The sequence below is a fragment of the Noviluteimonas gilva genome (genome assembly GCF_009740395.1).
In the GTDB taxonomy this organism is placed as follows: domain Bacteria; phylum Pseudomonadota; class Gammaproteobacteria; order Xanthomonadales; family Xanthomonadaceae; genus Noviluteimonas; species Noviluteimonas gilva.
On record NZ_WOXT01000001.1, the window covers coordinates 154070 to 170504 of the forward strand.

Sequence of the window (16435 nt, forward strand, 5' to 3'; positions counted from 1 at the left end):
CCGCGTTCACCGGAGACCGAGATGAGCGTCGTCGTTCCTTTCTTGTTGCTGCTCCTCGCCGGGGGCTTCGCTTCCTACCATCGGATGCGCCTGGCCTATTGGGCCGCGATGACCGCAACGCTGCTCGTGCTTGCCTGGATCGCCGGCGCGAACGCCACCGCCACGATCATCGCCGCGATCCTCGTCGCCGCGATCGCGATCCCGTTGCTCGTGCCGGCGTTCCGCAAGGCGCGCATCACCACGCCCCTGCTCCACTTCTATACGAAGATCCTGCCGCCGCTGTCGGACACCGAACGCACCGCGCTCGAAGCGGGCACCGTCGGCTTCGAAGGCCAGCTCTTCTCCGGCAAGCCCGACTGGGACCAGCTGCTCTCGCTGCCCAAGCCGCAACTCACCGCGGAAGAACAGGCCTTCCTCGACGGACCGTGCGAAGAACTCTGCCGCATGACCGACGACTGGGACATCACCCACGTGCGCGCCGACCTCCCGCCGGAGTTGTGGGAGTACTGCAAGAAGCACAAGTTCTTCGGCCTCAACATCCCGAAGGAATACGGCGGGCTGGGCTTCTCGGCGCTGATGAACCACAAGGTCATCCAGAAGCTCGCGTCGATCTCGACCGTGGTCTCGTCCACCGTCGGCGTGCCGAACTCGCTCGGCCCGGCCGAATTGCTGATGCACTACGGCACCGACGAACAGAAGCGCGAATACCTTCCGCGCCTGGCCGACGGCCGTGAAGTGCCGTGCTTCGCACTGACGGGTCCGTTCGCGGGTTCGGATGCGACGTCGATTCCCGATTACGGCATCGTGTCGATGGGTGACTGGAACGGCGCGAACGTGCTCGGCGTTCGCCTCACGCTCGACAAGCGTTACATCACGCTCGCGCCGGTGGCCACGCTGATCGGCGTCGCGTTCCGCATGTACGACCCCGAAGGCCTGCTCGGCGACAAGCGCGACATCGGCATCTCGCTCGCGCTCGTGCCGCGCGACACGCCGGGGCTCGAAATCGGCCGCCGCCACTTCCCGCTCAACTCGCCGTTCCAGAACGGCCCGATCCACGGCAAGGATGTGTTCGTGCCGCTGTCACAGCTCATCGGCGGTGAGGACTACGCCGGCCAGGGCTGGCGCATGTTGATGGAGTGCCTGTCGATCGGCCGTTCGATCACCCTGCCCTCCACCGCGAGCGGTGGTTCGAAGAGCGTCGCGGTCGTCACCGGTGCGTATGCGCGCATCCGCAAGCAGTTCGGTTTGTCGGTCGGTCGTTTCGAAGGCGTCGAGGAAGCGCTCGCGCGCATCGGCGGCAAGGCCTATGCGATCAGTGCGTTGTCGGAAGCCACCGCGGCTGCCGTGGCGCGTGGCGAAAATCCCGCCGTGCCTTCGACGATCGCGAAGTACCACTGCACGCAGATGGGCCGCGAAGTCATCCTCGATGCGATGGACGTGCATGGCGGCAAGGGCATCATCCTCGGGCCGCGCAATTATCTCGGCCGCGGTTGGCAGGCCACGCCGATCAGCATCACGGTGGAAGGCGCGAACATCATGACGCGCTCGCTGATGATCTTCGGACAGGGCGCGATCCTGTGCCATCCGTGGGTGATGAAGGAAATGAAGTCCGCGCAGCTGGCCGATCCGGTCGAGCGCATCGACAAGTTCGACGACGCGCTGTTCGGCCACATCGGTTTCGCGATTTCCAACGCGGTGCGCAGCCTGTGGTTCGGCCTGACCGGCGCGAAGATCGGCAAGGCGCCCGGCGATGAGTACACGCGTCGCTTCTATCGCAAGCTCGATCGCTATTCGGCCACGCTCGCGTTGATGGCCGACACCTCGATGCTGCTGCTCGGCGGCAAGCTGAAGTTCAAGGAATCGCTGTCGGGCCGCCTGGGCGACGTGCTCAGCCAGCTCTACATCGCCAGCAGCATGCTCAAGCGTTACGAGGATCAAGGGCGTCCGTCGGGCGATCGCCCGTTGCTCGCGTGGGCCTTCCACGATGCGATCAACAAGATCGAGAACTCCCTGTCGGGCGCATTGCGCAACTTCCCGATCCGCCCGATCGGCTGGTTGCTGTGGGCGCTGATCTTCCCGTGGGGCCGCCGCGCGCAGGCGCCCAGCGATCGCCTAGGCCATCAGGCCGCATCGTTGCTGATGACGCCGTGCGATGCGCGCGCGCGTTTGGCCGACGGTGTGTTCCTCACGCCGACCGAGCACAATCCCGCCGGCCGCATCGACAGCTACCTGCCGAAGATCGTCCTGGCCGAACCGGTCGAACGCAAGTTCCTCAAGGCGCTGAAGAACAGCGACATCGAAGCGGTCGACTTCGCGTCGCAGCTGGACGAAGGCGTGCGCGAAGGCTGGATCACCGCCGACGAACGCAAGCAACTCGAAGAACTGCGCACGATGACGCTCGATGCGATCACCGTCGACGACTTCGAAGCCTGGGAACTGCGCTCTGCAGGCTACGAGCAGGCGCACGGCGTGGACAGCTCGCGCTTCGCGGCCTGAGTGTCGGTCCTCGCGCTCTACCGCCGGTTCACGCGTTGGCCCGGCGGCCATTGGTTGTTCGCGCGCGCCGTGTGCTGGCGCGCGCCTTACTTCGCGAGCATTTCTCCGCGCATCACCGTGCTGGAGCCGGGCCGGTGCGAAGCGTCGATCGCGCATCGGCGCAAGGTCACCAACCACATCGGCACGGTGCATGCGATCGCGTTGTGCAACCTCGCCGAATTCGCCGGCGGGTTGATGACCGACGTTTCGATTCCCGCATCGATGCGCTGGATCCCGAAGGGCATGACGGTCGAATATCTCGGCAAGGCGACCGGCACGATGCGTGCGGTCGCCACGCCGGATGTCGCGCCTGTCGAAGACGCGCAGGGTTACGAACTGCCCGTCACCGTCGTCGTGACCGATCCTTCCGGCACGCCGGTCTTCCGCGCGAAGATCGCGATGTGGGTCAGCGCCAGGACACCAGCATCGCGGCGATGATCGCCGGGAACGCCTGGATGAAGAAGATCCGCTTGTTCACCGTCGCCGCGCCGTACGCGCCGGCGATGACGACGAACGCGAGGAACAACAACACGATCTCGCGCGACTGCACGCACAGCCCGTAGGCCAGGCCCGCCGCGAGGAATCCGTTGTACAGGCCCTGGTTCGCTGCCAGCGCACGCGAACGCTCCGCGAATTCCTGCGTCAACCGAAACGTGCGCATGCCGATCGGCTTGGTCCACAGGAACATCTCGAGCACCAGGAACCACGCGTGCAGCAACGCGACCACGGCGACGACGAGTTGGGCGGAGAGCGACATGTCAGCGCTTCTTCTTTTTCTTCGAAGTGGACTTCTTCTTCGCCGGCGCCTTGGGCTTGGGCGGTGCGATCGACTTGTGCCAGGCCTGCAACACTTCCGCCTCGCGCGCCATCGACAAACCGGCCTTCGGATTCGCGCGCCGGTCGCCCGGCAATGCACGCCAGTACGCGAGCGTGTCGGCGGTCGTGACATCCAGCGGCCGATACGTCAGCCCCGCCGCCTGCGCCTTCGCGCTGCTGACGCGGCCGAAACCGGCGTATTCGCCCACCGGCGGAATCCACACGGGCATGTCCTGCCACGCGGAGACGTCGTGCTTTTCGAGGAAATCCGCGGGCACCCACGTCACGGTGGAGGTCTTGCCCGCCGCGCGCTGGCTCGCATCGAGCAACTGCCCCATCGTCAATTTGCCGGCGGGCGCATCGGCGTTGAACGTGCCGAAGCTTTTCTGATCGAGCAGGTGCAGCAGGAAGGCCGCCAGGTCGCGCACGTCGATGAACTGCGTGGGATCCATCGACGTGCCGGGCGCGAGGATCTCGCCGCCGCGATCGGCGCGCGCGGGCCAGTAGGTGAAGCGATCGGTGTTGTCGCCGGGGCCGACGATCAAGCCCGGTCGCACGACGGTGACCTTGCCCGGCATCTGCTTCAGCGCGGCAGCTTCGCACAACGCCTTGAGGCCGCCGTAGGTTTCGCCGGTGACGTCGGTGACGTTCGGATTCGCGAGCTGTGCGAGTGGCGCGTTCTCGTCCTGGTTCGGCGTGTCCATCTTCGCGTAGACCGAGATCGTCGAGACCAACAGGTACTGGCCGACGCGATCGCCGAGCAGCTTGGTCGAGCGCGCGACGTCGGCGGGGATGTACGCGGAAGTGTCGAGCACCGCATCCCACGTGCGCTTGTTCTCCAGCGCCTTCATGTCGGTCTTGCGGTCGCCCTGCAATTGCTCGATGTCGTCGTACTGATCGCCGGCGAAGCGCTCGGGGTTGGTCTTGCCGCGATTGAACAGCGTGAGCTTGTGGCCCTTGGCGCGCGCCGCTTCGACGAAGTGCGGTCCGAGGAACCCGGTACCACCGAGCACGAGGATCGACATGGGGTCTCCCGGCTTGCGTTCGACGGGCTTGGCCGGCTTGCGCCGCGCCGCGCCAACGGGCAGGGCGGCGAGGCTGGCGGCGGCGAGCGAGGCTTTGATGAAATCGCGTCGCGTGGTCATCGACGGGTGTCTCCTGGCAAGGTCGCTCCGGGGAGTGTGCGCTGCAACTTCACGACCCGCCAAGCGCTGAAAATGAACACCAGCGTGGCGCCGATTCCCGCCGTGAAGACGACCTGCGAACCGAACCCTGCCAGCCCCTTGTGCAACCACGCCGTGCTGACGTCGCTGGTGCGGTAGACGAAGGTATCGATGAAGGCCTTGGCCTTGTACCGCCATTCGCGCTGCACGCGCGTGTAGATCGTTTCGCGGCCGGGCTTGCCCAGGGCGAACTCGCTGCCGCGCGTGGTGACCTGCACGATCGCCACGAGCATCGGGAAGGGCGAAGCGGCGAGCGCGCAGAAGCCCAGCAGCACGGCGAAGCCGGGGATCAGCAATGCCGGACCCACACCGAAGCGACGCAGCAAGGTCCGCGTGAACAACAATTGCACCGTGATCGCGAACAGGTTGATCGCAAGATCGATGTTCGCGTAGTAGCGCGTCGCGCGCGCCGCATCGGCGCCGAACGCGTTGCGCACGATCGCCGCCTGTTCGTTGTACAGCAACGTGCCGACCATGACGCCGAAGAACATCAGCGTCGCCATCGCGCGCAGCAGCGGCTCCTGCCACACCAGGCGCAGGCCGGCCCACATCGACCCGCCCATCGCGCGTTCGCCGGTCGCTTCGCCGCGCATCTGTTCGCGCCGCAACGCCCACGGCCGCAACTTGTAGATGCACAACAGGCACACGCACAACGAACCGATCGACACGAGCATCAGGTTGGCCACCTCGATGCGTTCGACGAGCACGCGCGTGATCGCAGGCCCCAACAACGCACCGACCGTACCGCCCGCGCCGATGTAACCGTAGAAGCGCTTGGCGGTCGCGTCGTCGAACACGTCGGCCATGAAACTCCAGAACACCGCCACCGCGAACAGATTGAAGACCGCGGTCCAGACGAAGAACACCATGCCGCGCCCCGGCCAGTCGCGCAGGAACGCGACGTAGAAACCGACCAGGCACGCGATGAAGATCACGTACACCGCCGGCAGGAACACGCGCCGCGGCCAGCGCGCGACGAGCGCGCCGTACAAGGGTTGCAGCGCGAGCATCACGAGGAACGTGCCGGTGAACAGCACCTGCAGCGTGAAGTCGCCGATGTCCTGCCCGTGCGATTGCGCCCAGGCCACCCACGCCTGCGGGAAGACGGCCACCGCGTCGCTGGATGCGCCCATGGCATCGCGCACCGGGCGCAGAACGTAGTAGCCCGTCAGCAGGCTGAAAAAGTAGAGGATCGACCACCACAACGGCGGGGACTCGTCCAGTGCGCCGCGGAAGCGATTCATGCGATCCAAGTTAGCCCAAAGCCCGCGGGGCTGGCTACCATGCCGGAGTACATGCTCCAGCGCCGCGGCCTATCGTCGGCGAACCACCTGACGGGACATCGCGTGCACGCTTTCGACTACATCATCATCGGTGCCGGCTCGGCCGGCTGCGTGCTCGCCAATCGCCTGTCCGCCGATCCGAAGGTGCGCGTACTCCTGCTCGAAGCCGGCCCGCGCGACTGGCATCCCTTCATCCACATGCCCGCGGGCCTGGCCAAGCTGGTCGGCAAGAAAGGCGTGAACTGGGATTACGACACCGCGCCCGAGCCGCACCTGGACAATCGCACGCTGTGGTGGCCGCGCGGCAAGGTGCTCGGTGGTTCAAGTTCGATCAACGCGATGTGCTACGTCCGCGGCCATGCACGCGACTACGACGACTGGGCCGCGCAGGGCGCGACCGGTTGGGACTGGCACTCGGTGCTGCCCTTCTTCAAGCGCAACGAAGGCAACCGTCGCGGACGCGACGACCTGCATGGCGAACTCGGCCCGCTCGCGGTCTCCGACCTGCGTTACACCAATCCCCTGTCGCAGGTGTTCATCGACGCCGCGGCGCAGGCCGGCTACCCGCGCAACAACGATTTCAACGGGCACGTGCAGGAAGGCGTCGGCTTCTACCAGGTGACGCAGAAAGATGGCGCGCGTTGCTCCGCGGCGGTCGCGTACCTGCATCCGGTGCGCAATCGCAAGAACCTCGTCGTCCGCACGGGCGCGATGGTCTCGCGCATCACCTTCGAACAAGGCCGCGCGAACGGCGTCACGTGCGCCGTCAACGGCGCGGCCTTCCACTACGAATGCACGCGCGAAGTGCTGCTCTCCGGCGGCGCGATCAACTCCCCGCAGTTGCTGATGCTCTCCGGCATCGGCCCCGCCGCGCAGTTGCAACAACACGGCATCAAGGTCGTGCACGACGCGCCGAACGTCGGCGAGAACCTGCAGGACCACCTCGACATCTGCACGCTGCAGCACTCCACGCAGCCCATCACCTACGACCGCGCGAGCGACGCGAAGATCGCATTCGAGTATTTCCTGCGCGGCCACAGCGGCCCGGGCAGCAGCAACATCGCCGAAGCCGGCGGCTTCCTGCGTTCCCCGCTCGCCCCCGACGACCGCCCCGACATCCAATTGCACTTCGTCCCGGCGATGCTCGACGACCACGGCCGCCACCGCCTGCGCGGCGACGGTTACACACTCCACGCCTGCTTCCTGCGCCCCCGCAGCCGCGGCCGTCTTTCGATCGTCAGCCCGCGCGCACACGACAAACCGCGCATCGAAGCCAACTACCTCAGCGACCCCGAAGGCTTCGACCTGCGCATGATGATCGAGTGCGCAAAAGCCGCACGCACGATCTTCAAACAACCCGCCTTCGACGCCTACCGCGGCGCGCCCATCTTCCCCACGCGCGACGATCTCGACGACAAGGGCCTGGAAGCCTTCGTGCGAGCAAAGGCAGAAACCGTCTACCACCCCGTCGGCACCTGCCGAATGGGCAGCGACGCAGCCTCGGTCGTCGACCCGCAATTGCGCGTGCGCGGCGTGGAAGGCTTGCGCGTCGTCGACGCGTCCGTCATGCCGACCTTGATCGGCGGAAACACCAACGCACCCACGATGATGATCGCCGAGCGCATTGCCGAATTGATGGTGGGCTAAACACAGAGCGCGAGAAGCGCCCTGCCCTACCCTCCGATCGCCGCGAGGAACGTCGCCTGCCAGAGGCGACGAAGTCACGACGGTGCGCGCGCCGAGGTGGGCGACGTTCCGTCCATCTGGTGTGCTGGCAGTCGGCGCGCACCCATCAGCGCGTATCGCAAACCTTCATCAGGTGCTGTCGCGAGAACATCAGACCTGATGCGCAGCGGACGTCGCGTTGAAGGCCACATTGCGGAGCTTGAGCTCTTGCGGAGCAATGTGGCCTTCAATGCGGCGCGCCGATGCGCCAACCTGGTGTCGGCGACCCCAAACAACGACGAATGGTTCTTCGTACTGCACCTCGTCGTTCACCCCACCCAAAAAGAAACCCGCCATGCGGCGGGCTTCTTTTTGACCTCCCCTGCAGGGGAGGTGGAGCTCAAACCCGCTCCAACATCGGCGGCAAAGGACAATGCAAGCACGCACAAATCGTACGCAACAGCTCCGCTTCCCCGACCGTCACCTTGTTGTCGTGACCGATCGTCGCGACCAACCCCTCGACGAGCGCCTGCTTCGCCAACGGATCGAGCGCATCGAGCAAGGGCCACACCGGATCGAGCGCAAGCGCACCTTCCTTGCGCGGCAAATACGGCAACGCATCGTTCGGCAGCACACGCTGGATCCCCTGCAGATACGCAGCGCGCGCATCGCCCTCACCTTCGTGCCCACTTTGCGCGACCACGCACAACATCGTCGCGACCTCGCTGCGCACCCCACTGAGCTTCGTGCGCCCGAACCGCACATGGCGCGACGGATCGAGCGACTCGCGCACCTGCACCTGCAACAGACGGCCCAGACAGTATTCGAACAACGACACCCGACCATCGGCGTGCACCACCGCATGACTGGTATCGAGGAACACGTCGAGCTCCGGACGCGGGCGCATGCGCAACGCCGGGAACGCGATCGACGCAAGCGGCAAGCGCAACGCAGCGTGCAGCGACTTCAAATGCTGATCGCGTAACTGCTCGGCTTCCCCTGCCATCGCCAGGCCCAGGCGCGCAGCGATCTCCTCGCGCTGCAGCGCGCGCACCCGCTTGTCGTCGTCGAGCAACAACCCGAGCAACAAGGGCATCACCGCATCGCGCTGGCCGGCGAGCGTGCGCACCGCGGCGGGAATGGTGTCGACGATCGCGTCGGCGCGCTTGTAATCGTCCGGCGAAGGTTGCGCGACTTGCGCGACGACCATCGGCGGCGTGACTGCGAGTTGCGCCTGCTCCGACGGCAACACCCCGCTGCGCGCGGGCACCAGGCCCAGCTGCGCGTCTTCCTCCAGCCCGCTCGGCGGCACCTCGATCCACTTCTTCGACAGCGCGCGCATCTGCGCTTCGGTGAATTGCGGCTCCAATTCCTGGATGCGTTCGATCAACGGCGGATGCGTGGCGAACAAACCGCGGAACCCCACGCCGTCGCCGAACAACATGTGGCTGACTTCCTCGGCATTGTTGCGCTCGTTGAGGCGCGAGCCTTCATCGAGCCCGCCGATCTTCTTCAACGCGCCCGCAAGGCCGGTGGTCTGGCGCGTGAACTGCACGGCCGATGCATCGGCGAGGCGTTCGCGCTGGCGGCTGACGCCCGCCTTGATCATGCGACCGAAGAACAGACCGATGTAGCCGACGACCATCGCGACGAGCGCGGCGATGAGGATCGCGCCGGCGCCCTTGTTGCGGCCGCCGAAGCGCCCGTGCTCGAGGATCTTCCGGCCGATCAGCCCGATCATCAGGATGCCGAACAGCACGCCCATCAGCCGGATGTTCAGGCGCATGTCGCCGTTGAGGACATGGCTGAACTCGTGCGCGATGACGCCCTGCAACTCGTCGCGATTCAAACGATCCAGCGCGCCGCGCGTCACCGCGATCACCGCATCCGACGGCGAGTAACCGGCGGCGAAGGCGTTGATCGCCGCTTCGTGTTCGAGCACGTAGATCTTCGGCACGGGCACGCCGGAAGCGATCGCGATTTCCTCGACCACGTTGCGCAGGCGGCGCAGGTTGAAGTCGGTGGTGTCCGATGCGATCGGCACGCCGCCCATCTGCAACGCGACCGTCTCGCCGCCGCCGCGCAGCGATGCAATGCGATACAGCGAGCCCAGTCCGATCACGCCGAGCGTGAGCACGCTGCACACGAACAACAGCGGCGCGGCGCTGCCTTCCTCGCGCGTGCCGATGCCGAGCGCGAGCCACGCGGCGAAGTCGACCGCGAACACGATCCCGATCACCGCGAGTGCGAAGAGCAGCACCAGGCGCGACGTGCTCCGGCGCGCCGCCGCCTGGCGTTCGAAGAAGTTCATGCGACGGCTCGCGTCAGGTCAGAACTGCACCTTCGGCGCGGCGCGCACCTGCGCCTGGTCCGCCGCGGGGATCTCGAGCAGCGCCGCCGGCTGGAAATTGAACATGCCGGCGAAGATCGAGGATGGGAACACTTCGCGCTTGTTGTTGTAGCCCATGACCGAATCGTTGAAGGCCTGGCGCGCGAAGGCGACCTTGTTCTCGGTCGAGGTCAGTTCCTCGGTGAGCTGCATCATGTTCTGGTTGGCCTTGAGGTCCGGATAGGCCTCGGCCACCGCCATCAGGCGGCCCAGCGCACCATTGAGCACGCCCTGCGAATTCGCGAGTTCGGCCATCGCCGACGGATCGCCGGGGCTGGCCTTCGCGGCCTGCAGGCCGTTCATCGCCGCGCCGCGGGCGGCGACCACCGCCTCCAGGGTCTCGCGCTCATGGGACAGATAGCCCTTCACGGTTTCCACCAGATTGGGGATGAGGTCGAAGCGCCGCTGGAGCTGCACGTCGATCTGCGCAAAGGCGTTCTTGAATGCGTTCCGGGCGGTGACCAACCCGTTGTAAATCCCGACTCCCCACATCACCAGCACGACCAGAAATGCGAGCAGGATCAGCAAAATCCACATCACTCTTCCCCTTGTTCATGCAAAGCGCGGAACTGGCGCTATGATCGGCCAGCAATTCGCAGCATACGCAGGGGGCAAGCCCGATGAAAGGCGCTGTCAATCGGGTTTCGGAGTCGCAAGGGGCCATGCCGGGGCTTCATCAACGCAAAGGCCACAAGGCCTGGCGCGCGGCCCTGATCGGCCTGCTGCTCCCCATCGCGGTCGGCTCGGCGCAGACGCCCGGCGCCGCACCCGCGGCCCCCGTCGTCGCGAAGCCCACTCCCTCCGCGCCCGTGCAGGTCGCCGCCGTCGGCGTGCAGCGCACGTCGGTCCTCAATCCCAATCCGCTGCCCGTCGCGCAAGGCTTCGACGTGCGCGTGTTCGAGGACATGGCGCAGCAACTGGTCGCCGACCAGCGCATCCCCGGCATGGCGATGGCGATCGTGCAGGGCGGGCGCATCGTGTCGATGCGCGGCTACGGCATCACCGACACGCGCGCGGCCGAGCCGATCGATTCGCACACCGTCTTCCGCCTGGCCTCGCTGTCGAAGTCCTTCGCCGGCACGATGACCGGGCTGCTCGTCAACGACGGCGTGATCCGTTGGGACAGCCGCGTCAACGAATACCTCCCCGACTTCCACCTGCAGAACGAATACGCGACGCAGCGCCTCACCGTCGCCGACGTCCTCAGCCATCGCGTCGGCCTGGTGCACAACACCTACGACCGCGACCTGGAAGGCAACCTCGATTACCGCTCGCTCACGCAGAAGCTCGCGTACGCGCCGACGGCGTGCCTGCCCGGCGATTGCTACGGCTACCAGAACGTCGCCTTCAGCCTGATCGGCGACGTGGTGTTCGCGGCGACGGGCACGTTCTACCAACAGGAAGTCGAACGCCGCATCCTCAAGCCGCTCGGCATGAACGATGCGAGCCTCGGTCTCGAAGGCATCGAAGCGAGTCCGCGCTGGGCCAAGCCGCACGTGCGCGGTCGCGGCGGTTGGGTGTCGCTGCAACCGAAGCCGACCTACTACCGCGTCGCGCCGGCCGCCGGCGTCAACGCCAGCATCTCCGACATGGCGCAGTGGATGCTCGCGCACGGCGGACATCGTCCGGACGTGTTGTCGGCGCCGCTGCTCGCCACGCTGCATGCGCCGCTCGTGGCGACGCCCGGTGAGATGCGCGGGTCGTGGCGCCGCCAGCGCCTGTCGTCGGCGAGCTACGCGATCGGCTGGCGCGTGTACGACTACGCGGGCCACCAGGTCGTCTTCCACGCCGGTGCGGTGCAGGGCTATCGCGGCATGATGGCGATGCTGCCCGAGCGCGACCTCGGCGTCGTGATCCTCTGGAACAGCGAGAGCTCGCTGCCCTCGGGCCTGCTGCCGACGATCCTCGACAGCGCGATCGGTTTGCCGGCGCAGCGCTGGCTCGATGTCGCGCCGTTCGACGAAGGCCTGTATGCGAAGCAGGGGCCGACGGAGGAAGCGGGTGTCGATGCGTCGGCTTCGACGGCTGCGCCGCGCTAAATAAAAAGGGAACCGGGAACCGCGAACCGCAAGAGCGTTTGCTTCTGCGGTTCCCGGTTCCCGGTTCCCTTTTTCGTTTCTCCAATAAAAAACCCCACCCCGCCTGGGCACGCGGGATGGGGCTCGATTACGGCTATCGGGTTTATTACATCATCGGCATGACGGGCGCCGGCATGTTCACCGGGGCCGCCTTGCGCGAGGACTTGCGAGCTTTCTTGGCAGCAGGCTTCTTGGCGGCCTTTTTCGCTGCGCGCTTCTTGGTCGCCTTCTTGGCGGTCTTCTTGGTGGCCTTCTTCGCGGCCTTCTTCACGACGCGCTTGGCACCGGCCTTGCGGACGGCCTTCTTCGCGACCTTCTTGGCAACGCGCTTCTTGGCGGCCTTGCGGACGGCCTTCTTCGCGGCCTTCTTCACGACGCGCTTGGCAACTGCCTTGCGGACGGCCTTCTTGGCGACCTTCTTGGCGACGCGCTTCTTGGCGACCTTGCGGACGGCCTTCTTCGCGGCGGCCTTGCGGACGCCCTTCTTGGCAACGCGCTTCTTGGCGGCCTTGCGGACGGTCTTCTTCGCAGCTTTCTTCATGGCCATGGGATGGCTCCTCGTCAGTGGACTTGCTTGGCTTTAGAACTGCCCAGTTCGAAGCGACGTCGCGGGAGTCGGACCCGCGACCAACCGCCGACGCGCACCGCGCGCCGGGACGGATTCGGCATGCCGCGACACCAGGTGCGCGGCAATAAAAAACCCGCGACGCAGGGCGTCGCGGGTTCCTTGAAAAGATGTCGACTGCGATTTCGCGAAGGAAACGAAACCCGCGTCCACCGGTTTGAATGTCCGGGCGGAGGTTCGTGTTGTCTTGCGCGTTGTCGTTTTGTCGTGACTCACTCGTTACCGCAGGGTGGCTGCTTGCGGCGAAACCTAATCACGGTTTTTTCCTGTGTCAACAACCCCCTACGATTTTTTTACTGGCTCTCAGGGGCATGGGCGGGTAGCGGGGTCGGGTCGGCGGGTCGCGCGCGGTGTCGCGTTGCGCGCATCGATCGCGCTCGCATGCACATCACTGTTGCAAAAAACACCTTGTTTTGCGCAGTCGAAGAAAAACGCGCGACGCGATCGCGATGCGTGCGCGCTTGTCCGCGCAACGCCGCGCAACGGTTGTCCGAGGGGGCGACGACACCGTTGGAAAGACCGAAAAAAAGTTTTCGCGATGGCGCATCGCAACACCCGATTTGCGCCCAACTGCGCAAACTTCGACCGCTCGTCGGAAACGAATCCGGCCGCGCGAGGCGGCCGGATCGTGGTGCCGCAACACGTGCGGCGAGATGACGCGAGTCGCGTCAGTGATCTTCTTCCTCGAGCAGTTCGGCGTAATCGTCCGGGCCCAGGAGTTCGTTGAGTTGTTCGGGTTCTTCGGCTTCGATGACCAGAATCCAGCCGTCGCCGTACGCGTCTTCGTTGATCGTTTCGGGCTTGTCGGTGAGCGCTGCGTTGACCTCGACGACCTTGCCGGTCACCGGCGTATAGACGTCGGAGGCAGCCTTGACCGATTCGACGACGGCCACCGCGGTGCCCGCTTCCACGCGGTCGCCGACGTTCGGAAGTTCGACGTACACCAGGTCGCCGAGCAGGCCCTGCGCATGGTCGGAGATGCCGATCGTGACCTTGCCGTCGCCTTCGACGCGTGCCCATTCGTGGGACTTCATGAACTTCAGGTCGCCGGGGATCTCGTTCATCGTGCTGCTCCGTGCTGCGTCGTCGTGGGGATGGTGGACCGTAGTGTAGCGAAGGGGGGCGGCGCCGGATCAAGCCATGCGCCGCACCATTCGTCGCTTTTTCAGATGCCCGGTTGCGCCTTGCCTTCGCGCACGAAGGGGAACTTCACGACGCGCACCGGGACTTCGCGGCCGCGGATGTCCACGCGCACCGCTGCGTCGGCATCGAGCGGACCGGCCGGCACGCGCGCGAAGGCGATCGCCTTGCCGAGCGTGGGCGAGAACGTGCCGGAAAGGATTTCGCCTTCGCCGTTCGGCGTGAGCACCTTCTGCCCATGGCGCAGCACGCCCTTCTCATCCATGACCAGGCCGATCATCTGGCGCGGCACGCCGGCGGCCTTCTGCGCTTCGAGTGCGGCGCGGCCGGTGAAGTCGCGCCCTTCGTCGAGCGCGACGGTCCACGCCATGCCCGCTTCGAGCGGCGTGACCGTGTCGTCCATGTCCTGGCCGTAAAGATTCATGCCCGCTTCCAGGCGCAGCGTGTCGCGCGCACCCAACCCCGCGGGCTTCACGCCGGCGGCAAGCAATGCATTCCAGAACGCGATGCCCTGCGCTTCGGGCACGAGGATTTCGTAACCGTCTTCGCCGGTGTAACCCGTGCGGGCGACGAACAGCGGCACGCCGTCCTTCGACGTTGCTTCAGCGGCGGCGAAGCGCGTGAGCTTGCCGACCTTCTCCGCGGACGCGGCATCGAGCAGCGAGGCGACGCGCTCGCGCGCAGTCGGACCCTGCACGGCGAAGATGCCGAACTCGGGACGCTCGGCGACGTCGACGCCGAACGCCGTCGCGGCCGCGTTGATCCACTGCAGGTCCTTCTCGCGCGTCGCGGCATTGACGACGAGGCGATAGAAGCCGTCGCCCATGTAGTAGACGATCAGGTCGTCGACCACGCCGCCCTGCGGGTTGAGCATCGCGGTGTACAGCGCCTTGCCCGGTGCCTTGAGCTTATCGACCGAGTTGGCGACGAGCTTGCGCAGGAAGTCGCGCGCGCGCTCGCCGCGCAGGTCGACCACCGTCATGTGCGAGACGTCGAACATGCCCGCGTCGGTGCGCACCAGGTGGTGTTCGTCGACCTGCGAGCCGTAATGCAACGGCATGTCCCACCCGCCGAAGTCGACCATCTTGGCGCCGAGCGAGCGGTGGGTGTCGTTGAGGATCGTCTTCTGCGTCATGCGGGCTGCCGTGGGGTCGGTCGGGAGCCCGCGATTATCGCATCGCCCGCAGGCTCAGCCGGCAGCGCCGACCCGCAACGTCATGCCATCGGCCGACAGCACGCGGACGGGCGTGCCGGCCGGGAGATCGGGGCCGACCACATCCCAGTACGCGTCGGCGATCTGCACGCGCCCGTGCCCGTTGACGATCGCGCGCTCGAGCGGGACCACGCGGCCGATCAGGGCCGCGGTGCGTCGGTTGAGGATCGGGTCGCCGCCGGACAGCGCGCGCTTGCCACGCGAGAAGCGGCGCCACGCGAGGATCGACACGATGCCGAGCGCGGCGAACAGGCAGGCCTGCGTGAGGATCGACACGCCCGGCACCAGCAGCACGACGAGGAACACCGCCGCCGCCGCGGCGCCGAGCCACAGGAGGAAGGCGCCCGGTGCGAGCACCTCCGCCGCGCACAACAGCAGCGCGATCGCCGCCCAGAAGAACACGTCGGTGCGCATCGATCAGCCTCCGGTACGCGGCGCGGGCGCGGGCGGTGCGACGATGCGCGCGGCGCCCTGGCGATCGAGCGCTTCCTTCGCCAGCTCCGCGATGCCGCCGAGCGAACCGAGGATGCCCGAGGATTCCATCGGCATCAGCACGAACTTCTGGTTCGGCGCCTCGGCCAGCGACTTGAACGCCTCGATGTATTTCTGCGCGACGAAGTAGTTGATCGCGTTGACGTTGCCGCTGGCGATCGCGTCCGACACCATCTGCGTCGCCTTGGCTTCGGCTTCGGCCAGGCGCTCGCGCGCTTCGGCCTGGCGGAAGGCGGCTTCGCGTTCGCCTTCGGCGTCGAGGATCGTGGCCTGCTTGTCGCCTTCGGCGCGCAGGATCGCCGCGGCGCGATGGCCTTCGGCTTCCAGGATGTTCGCGCGCTTCTCGCGCTCGGCCTTCATCTGGCGCGCCATCGAATCGATCAGGTCGCGCGGCGGCTGGATGTCCTTGAGTTCGATGCGGTTGACCTTCAGGCCCCACGGATGCGTCGCCGCGTCCACCGCGACCAGCACCTTCGCGTTGATCTCGTCGCGCTTGGACAGCGACTCGTCCAGGTCCATCGAACCGATCGACGTACGGATGTTGGTCATCACCAGGTTGAGGATGGCGATCTCCAGCTGCGCGACTTCGTAGGCGGCCTTCGCCGCGTCGAGCACCTGGAAGAAGACGATGCCGTCGACCTTCACCACGGCGTTGTCCTTGGTGATCACGTCCTGGCTCGGCACGTCCATCACCTGTTCCATCATGTTGATCTTGCGGCCGATGCCCTGGTAGACCGGCACGAGGAAGTGCAGGCCCGGCGACAGCGTGTGGGTGTAGCGGCCGAACGCCTCGACCGTCCATTCGTAACCCTGCGGCACCATCCGCACGGCCTTCATGACGATCACCAGCGCGAAGAAGATGACGACCGCGCTCAACAGCCAGTTCAACGACATCGCCGCACTCCCCGTTTCGAGACTGAACGGAGTATAGGGTCGGGGGACGACGGCGGCGGCTGCGACGCTTTCGCCTCCCCGG

At 66.2% G+C, this 16435-nt stretch carries 15 protein-coding genes; 4 read left to right on the forward strand and 11 right to left on the reverse strand.

Annotated elements, in window-relative coordinates:
* Window positions 1–21 precede the first annotated feature (21 nt).
* Window positions 22–2496 carry an acyl-CoA dehydrogenase gene (locus GN331_RS00645; RefSeq protein ID WP_156639474.1) on the forward strand — a complete coding sequence of 825 codons (2475 nt, stop codon included), beginning with the start codon at window positions 22–24 and terminating at the stop codon, window positions 2494–2496.
* Window positions 2497–2973, forward strand: coding sequence for a hotdog fold domain-containing protein (locus tag GN331_RS00650; protein ID WP_331713312.1), 477 nt, complete (start codon window positions 2497–2499; stop codon window positions 2971–2973).
* Here GN331_RS00650 and GN331_RS00655 read toward each other — a convergent pair.
* The 3 genes from GN331_RS00655 to GN331_RS00665 are packed head-to-tail and all read right to left on the reverse strand — an operon-like array spanning window position 2942 to window position 5818.
* Window positions 2942–3292 carry a DUF1304 domain-containing protein gene (locus GN331_RS00655; protein WP_156639475.1) on the reverse strand — a complete coding sequence of 117 codons (351 nt, stop codon included), beginning with the start codon at window positions 3290–3292 and terminating at the stop codon, window positions 2942–2944. The genes GN331_RS00650 and GN331_RS00655 overlap by 32 nt on opposite strands.
* A gap of 1 nt (window position 3293) precedes the next feature.
* The gene (locus GN331_RS00660) at window positions 3294–4496 is read right to left on the reverse strand and encodes an NAD-dependent epimerase/dehydratase family protein (protein ID WP_156639476.1); all 1203 of its coding nucleotides are present in this window, start codon (window positions 4494–4496) and stop codon (window positions 3294–3296) included.
* Window positions 4493–5818: an NTP/NDP exchange transporter gene (locus GN331_RS00665; RefSeq protein WP_156639477.1), complete on the reverse strand. Its 1326-nt coding sequence runs from the start codon at window positions 5816–5818 to the stop codon at window positions 4493–4495. Before GN331_RS00665 ends, GN331_RS00660 begins: the two co-directional genes overlap by 4 nt.
* A gap of 51 nt (window positions 5819–5869) precedes the next feature.
* On the opposite strand from GN331_RS00665, the gene GN331_RS00670 reads away from it, so the two are divergent.
* The gene (locus GN331_RS00670) at window positions 5870–7504 is read left to right on the forward strand and encodes a GMC family oxidoreductase (protein WP_156639478.1); all 1635 of its coding nucleotides are present in this window, start codon (window positions 5870–5872) and stop codon (window positions 7502–7504) included.
* A gap of 189 nt (window positions 7505–7693) precedes the next feature.
* Here GN331_RS00670 and GN331_RS00675 read toward each other — a convergent pair whose 3' ends face one another.
* From GN331_RS00675 to GN331_RS00685, 3 genes are read right to left on the reverse strand one after another with little or no spacing between them, the layout of a single operon-like run.
* A complete protein-coding gene (locus GN331_RS00675) occupies window positions 7694–7879 on the reverse strand; it encodes a hypothetical protein (protein WP_156639479.1) in 186 nt (61 codons plus the stop codon).
* 43 nt (window positions 7880–7922) lie between these two features.
* Entirely contained in the window at window positions 7923–9833 is a 1911-nt protein-coding gene (locus GN331_RS00680; RefSeq protein ID WP_156639480.1) for a M48 family metallopeptidase, read from the reverse strand.
* Between the two features lie 18 nt (window positions 9834–9851).
* Complete coding sequence (locus tag GN331_RS00685; protein ID WP_156639481.1) at window positions 9852–10448, reverse strand: LemA family protein; 597 nt, start codon at window positions 10446–10448, stop codon at window positions 9852–9854.
* Between the two features lie 125 nt (window positions 10449–10573).
* Between GN331_RS00685 and GN331_RS00690 the strand changes: the two genes are divergently transcribed.
* On the forward strand, window positions 10574–11950 hold the full coding sequence (locus tag GN331_RS00690; RefSeq protein WP_156639482.1) for a serine hydrolase domain-containing protein: 1377 nt from the start codon (window positions 10574–10576) through the stop codon (window positions 11948–11950).
* Between the two features lie 145 nt (window positions 11951–12095).
* Here GN331_RS00690 and GN331_RS00695 read toward each other — a convergent pair whose 3' ends face one another.
* From GN331_RS00695 to GN331_RS00715, 5 genes are all read right to left on the reverse strand, one after another.
* Window positions 12096–12536, reverse strand: coding sequence for a hypothetical protein (locus GN331_RS00695; RefSeq protein ID WP_156639483.1), 441 nt, complete (start codon window positions 12534–12536; stop codon window positions 12096–12098).
* Between the two features lie 746 nt (window positions 12537–13282).
* Window positions 13283–13678 (reverse strand): glycine cleavage system protein GcvH, encoded by a 396-nt coding sequence (gene gcvH / locus GN331_RS00700; protein ID WP_156639484.1) that lies wholly within the window; start codon window positions 13676–13678, stop codon window positions 13283–13285.
* A gap of 101 nt (window positions 13679–13779) precedes the next feature.
* Window positions 13780–14889, reverse strand: a complete 1110-nt coding sequence (gcvT, locus tag GN331_RS00705) for a glycine cleavage system aminomethyltransferase GcvT (RefSeq protein ID WP_156639485.1) — start codon at window positions 14887–14889, stop codon at window positions 13780–13782.
* Between the two features lie 54 nt (window positions 14890–14943).
* Window positions 14944–15381 (reverse strand): NfeD family protein, encoded by a 438-nt coding sequence (locus GN331_RS00710; protein ID WP_156639486.1) that lies wholly within the window; start codon window positions 15379–15381, stop codon window positions 14944–14946.
* Window positions 15382–15384: 3 nt separating this feature from the next.
* Window positions 15385–16353 carry an SPFH domain-containing protein gene (locus tag GN331_RS00715; RefSeq protein ID WP_156639487.1) on the reverse strand — a complete coding sequence of 323 codons (969 nt, stop codon included), beginning with the start codon at window positions 16351–16353 and terminating at the stop codon, window positions 15385–15387.
* Window positions 16354–16435: the final 82 nt, after the last annotated feature.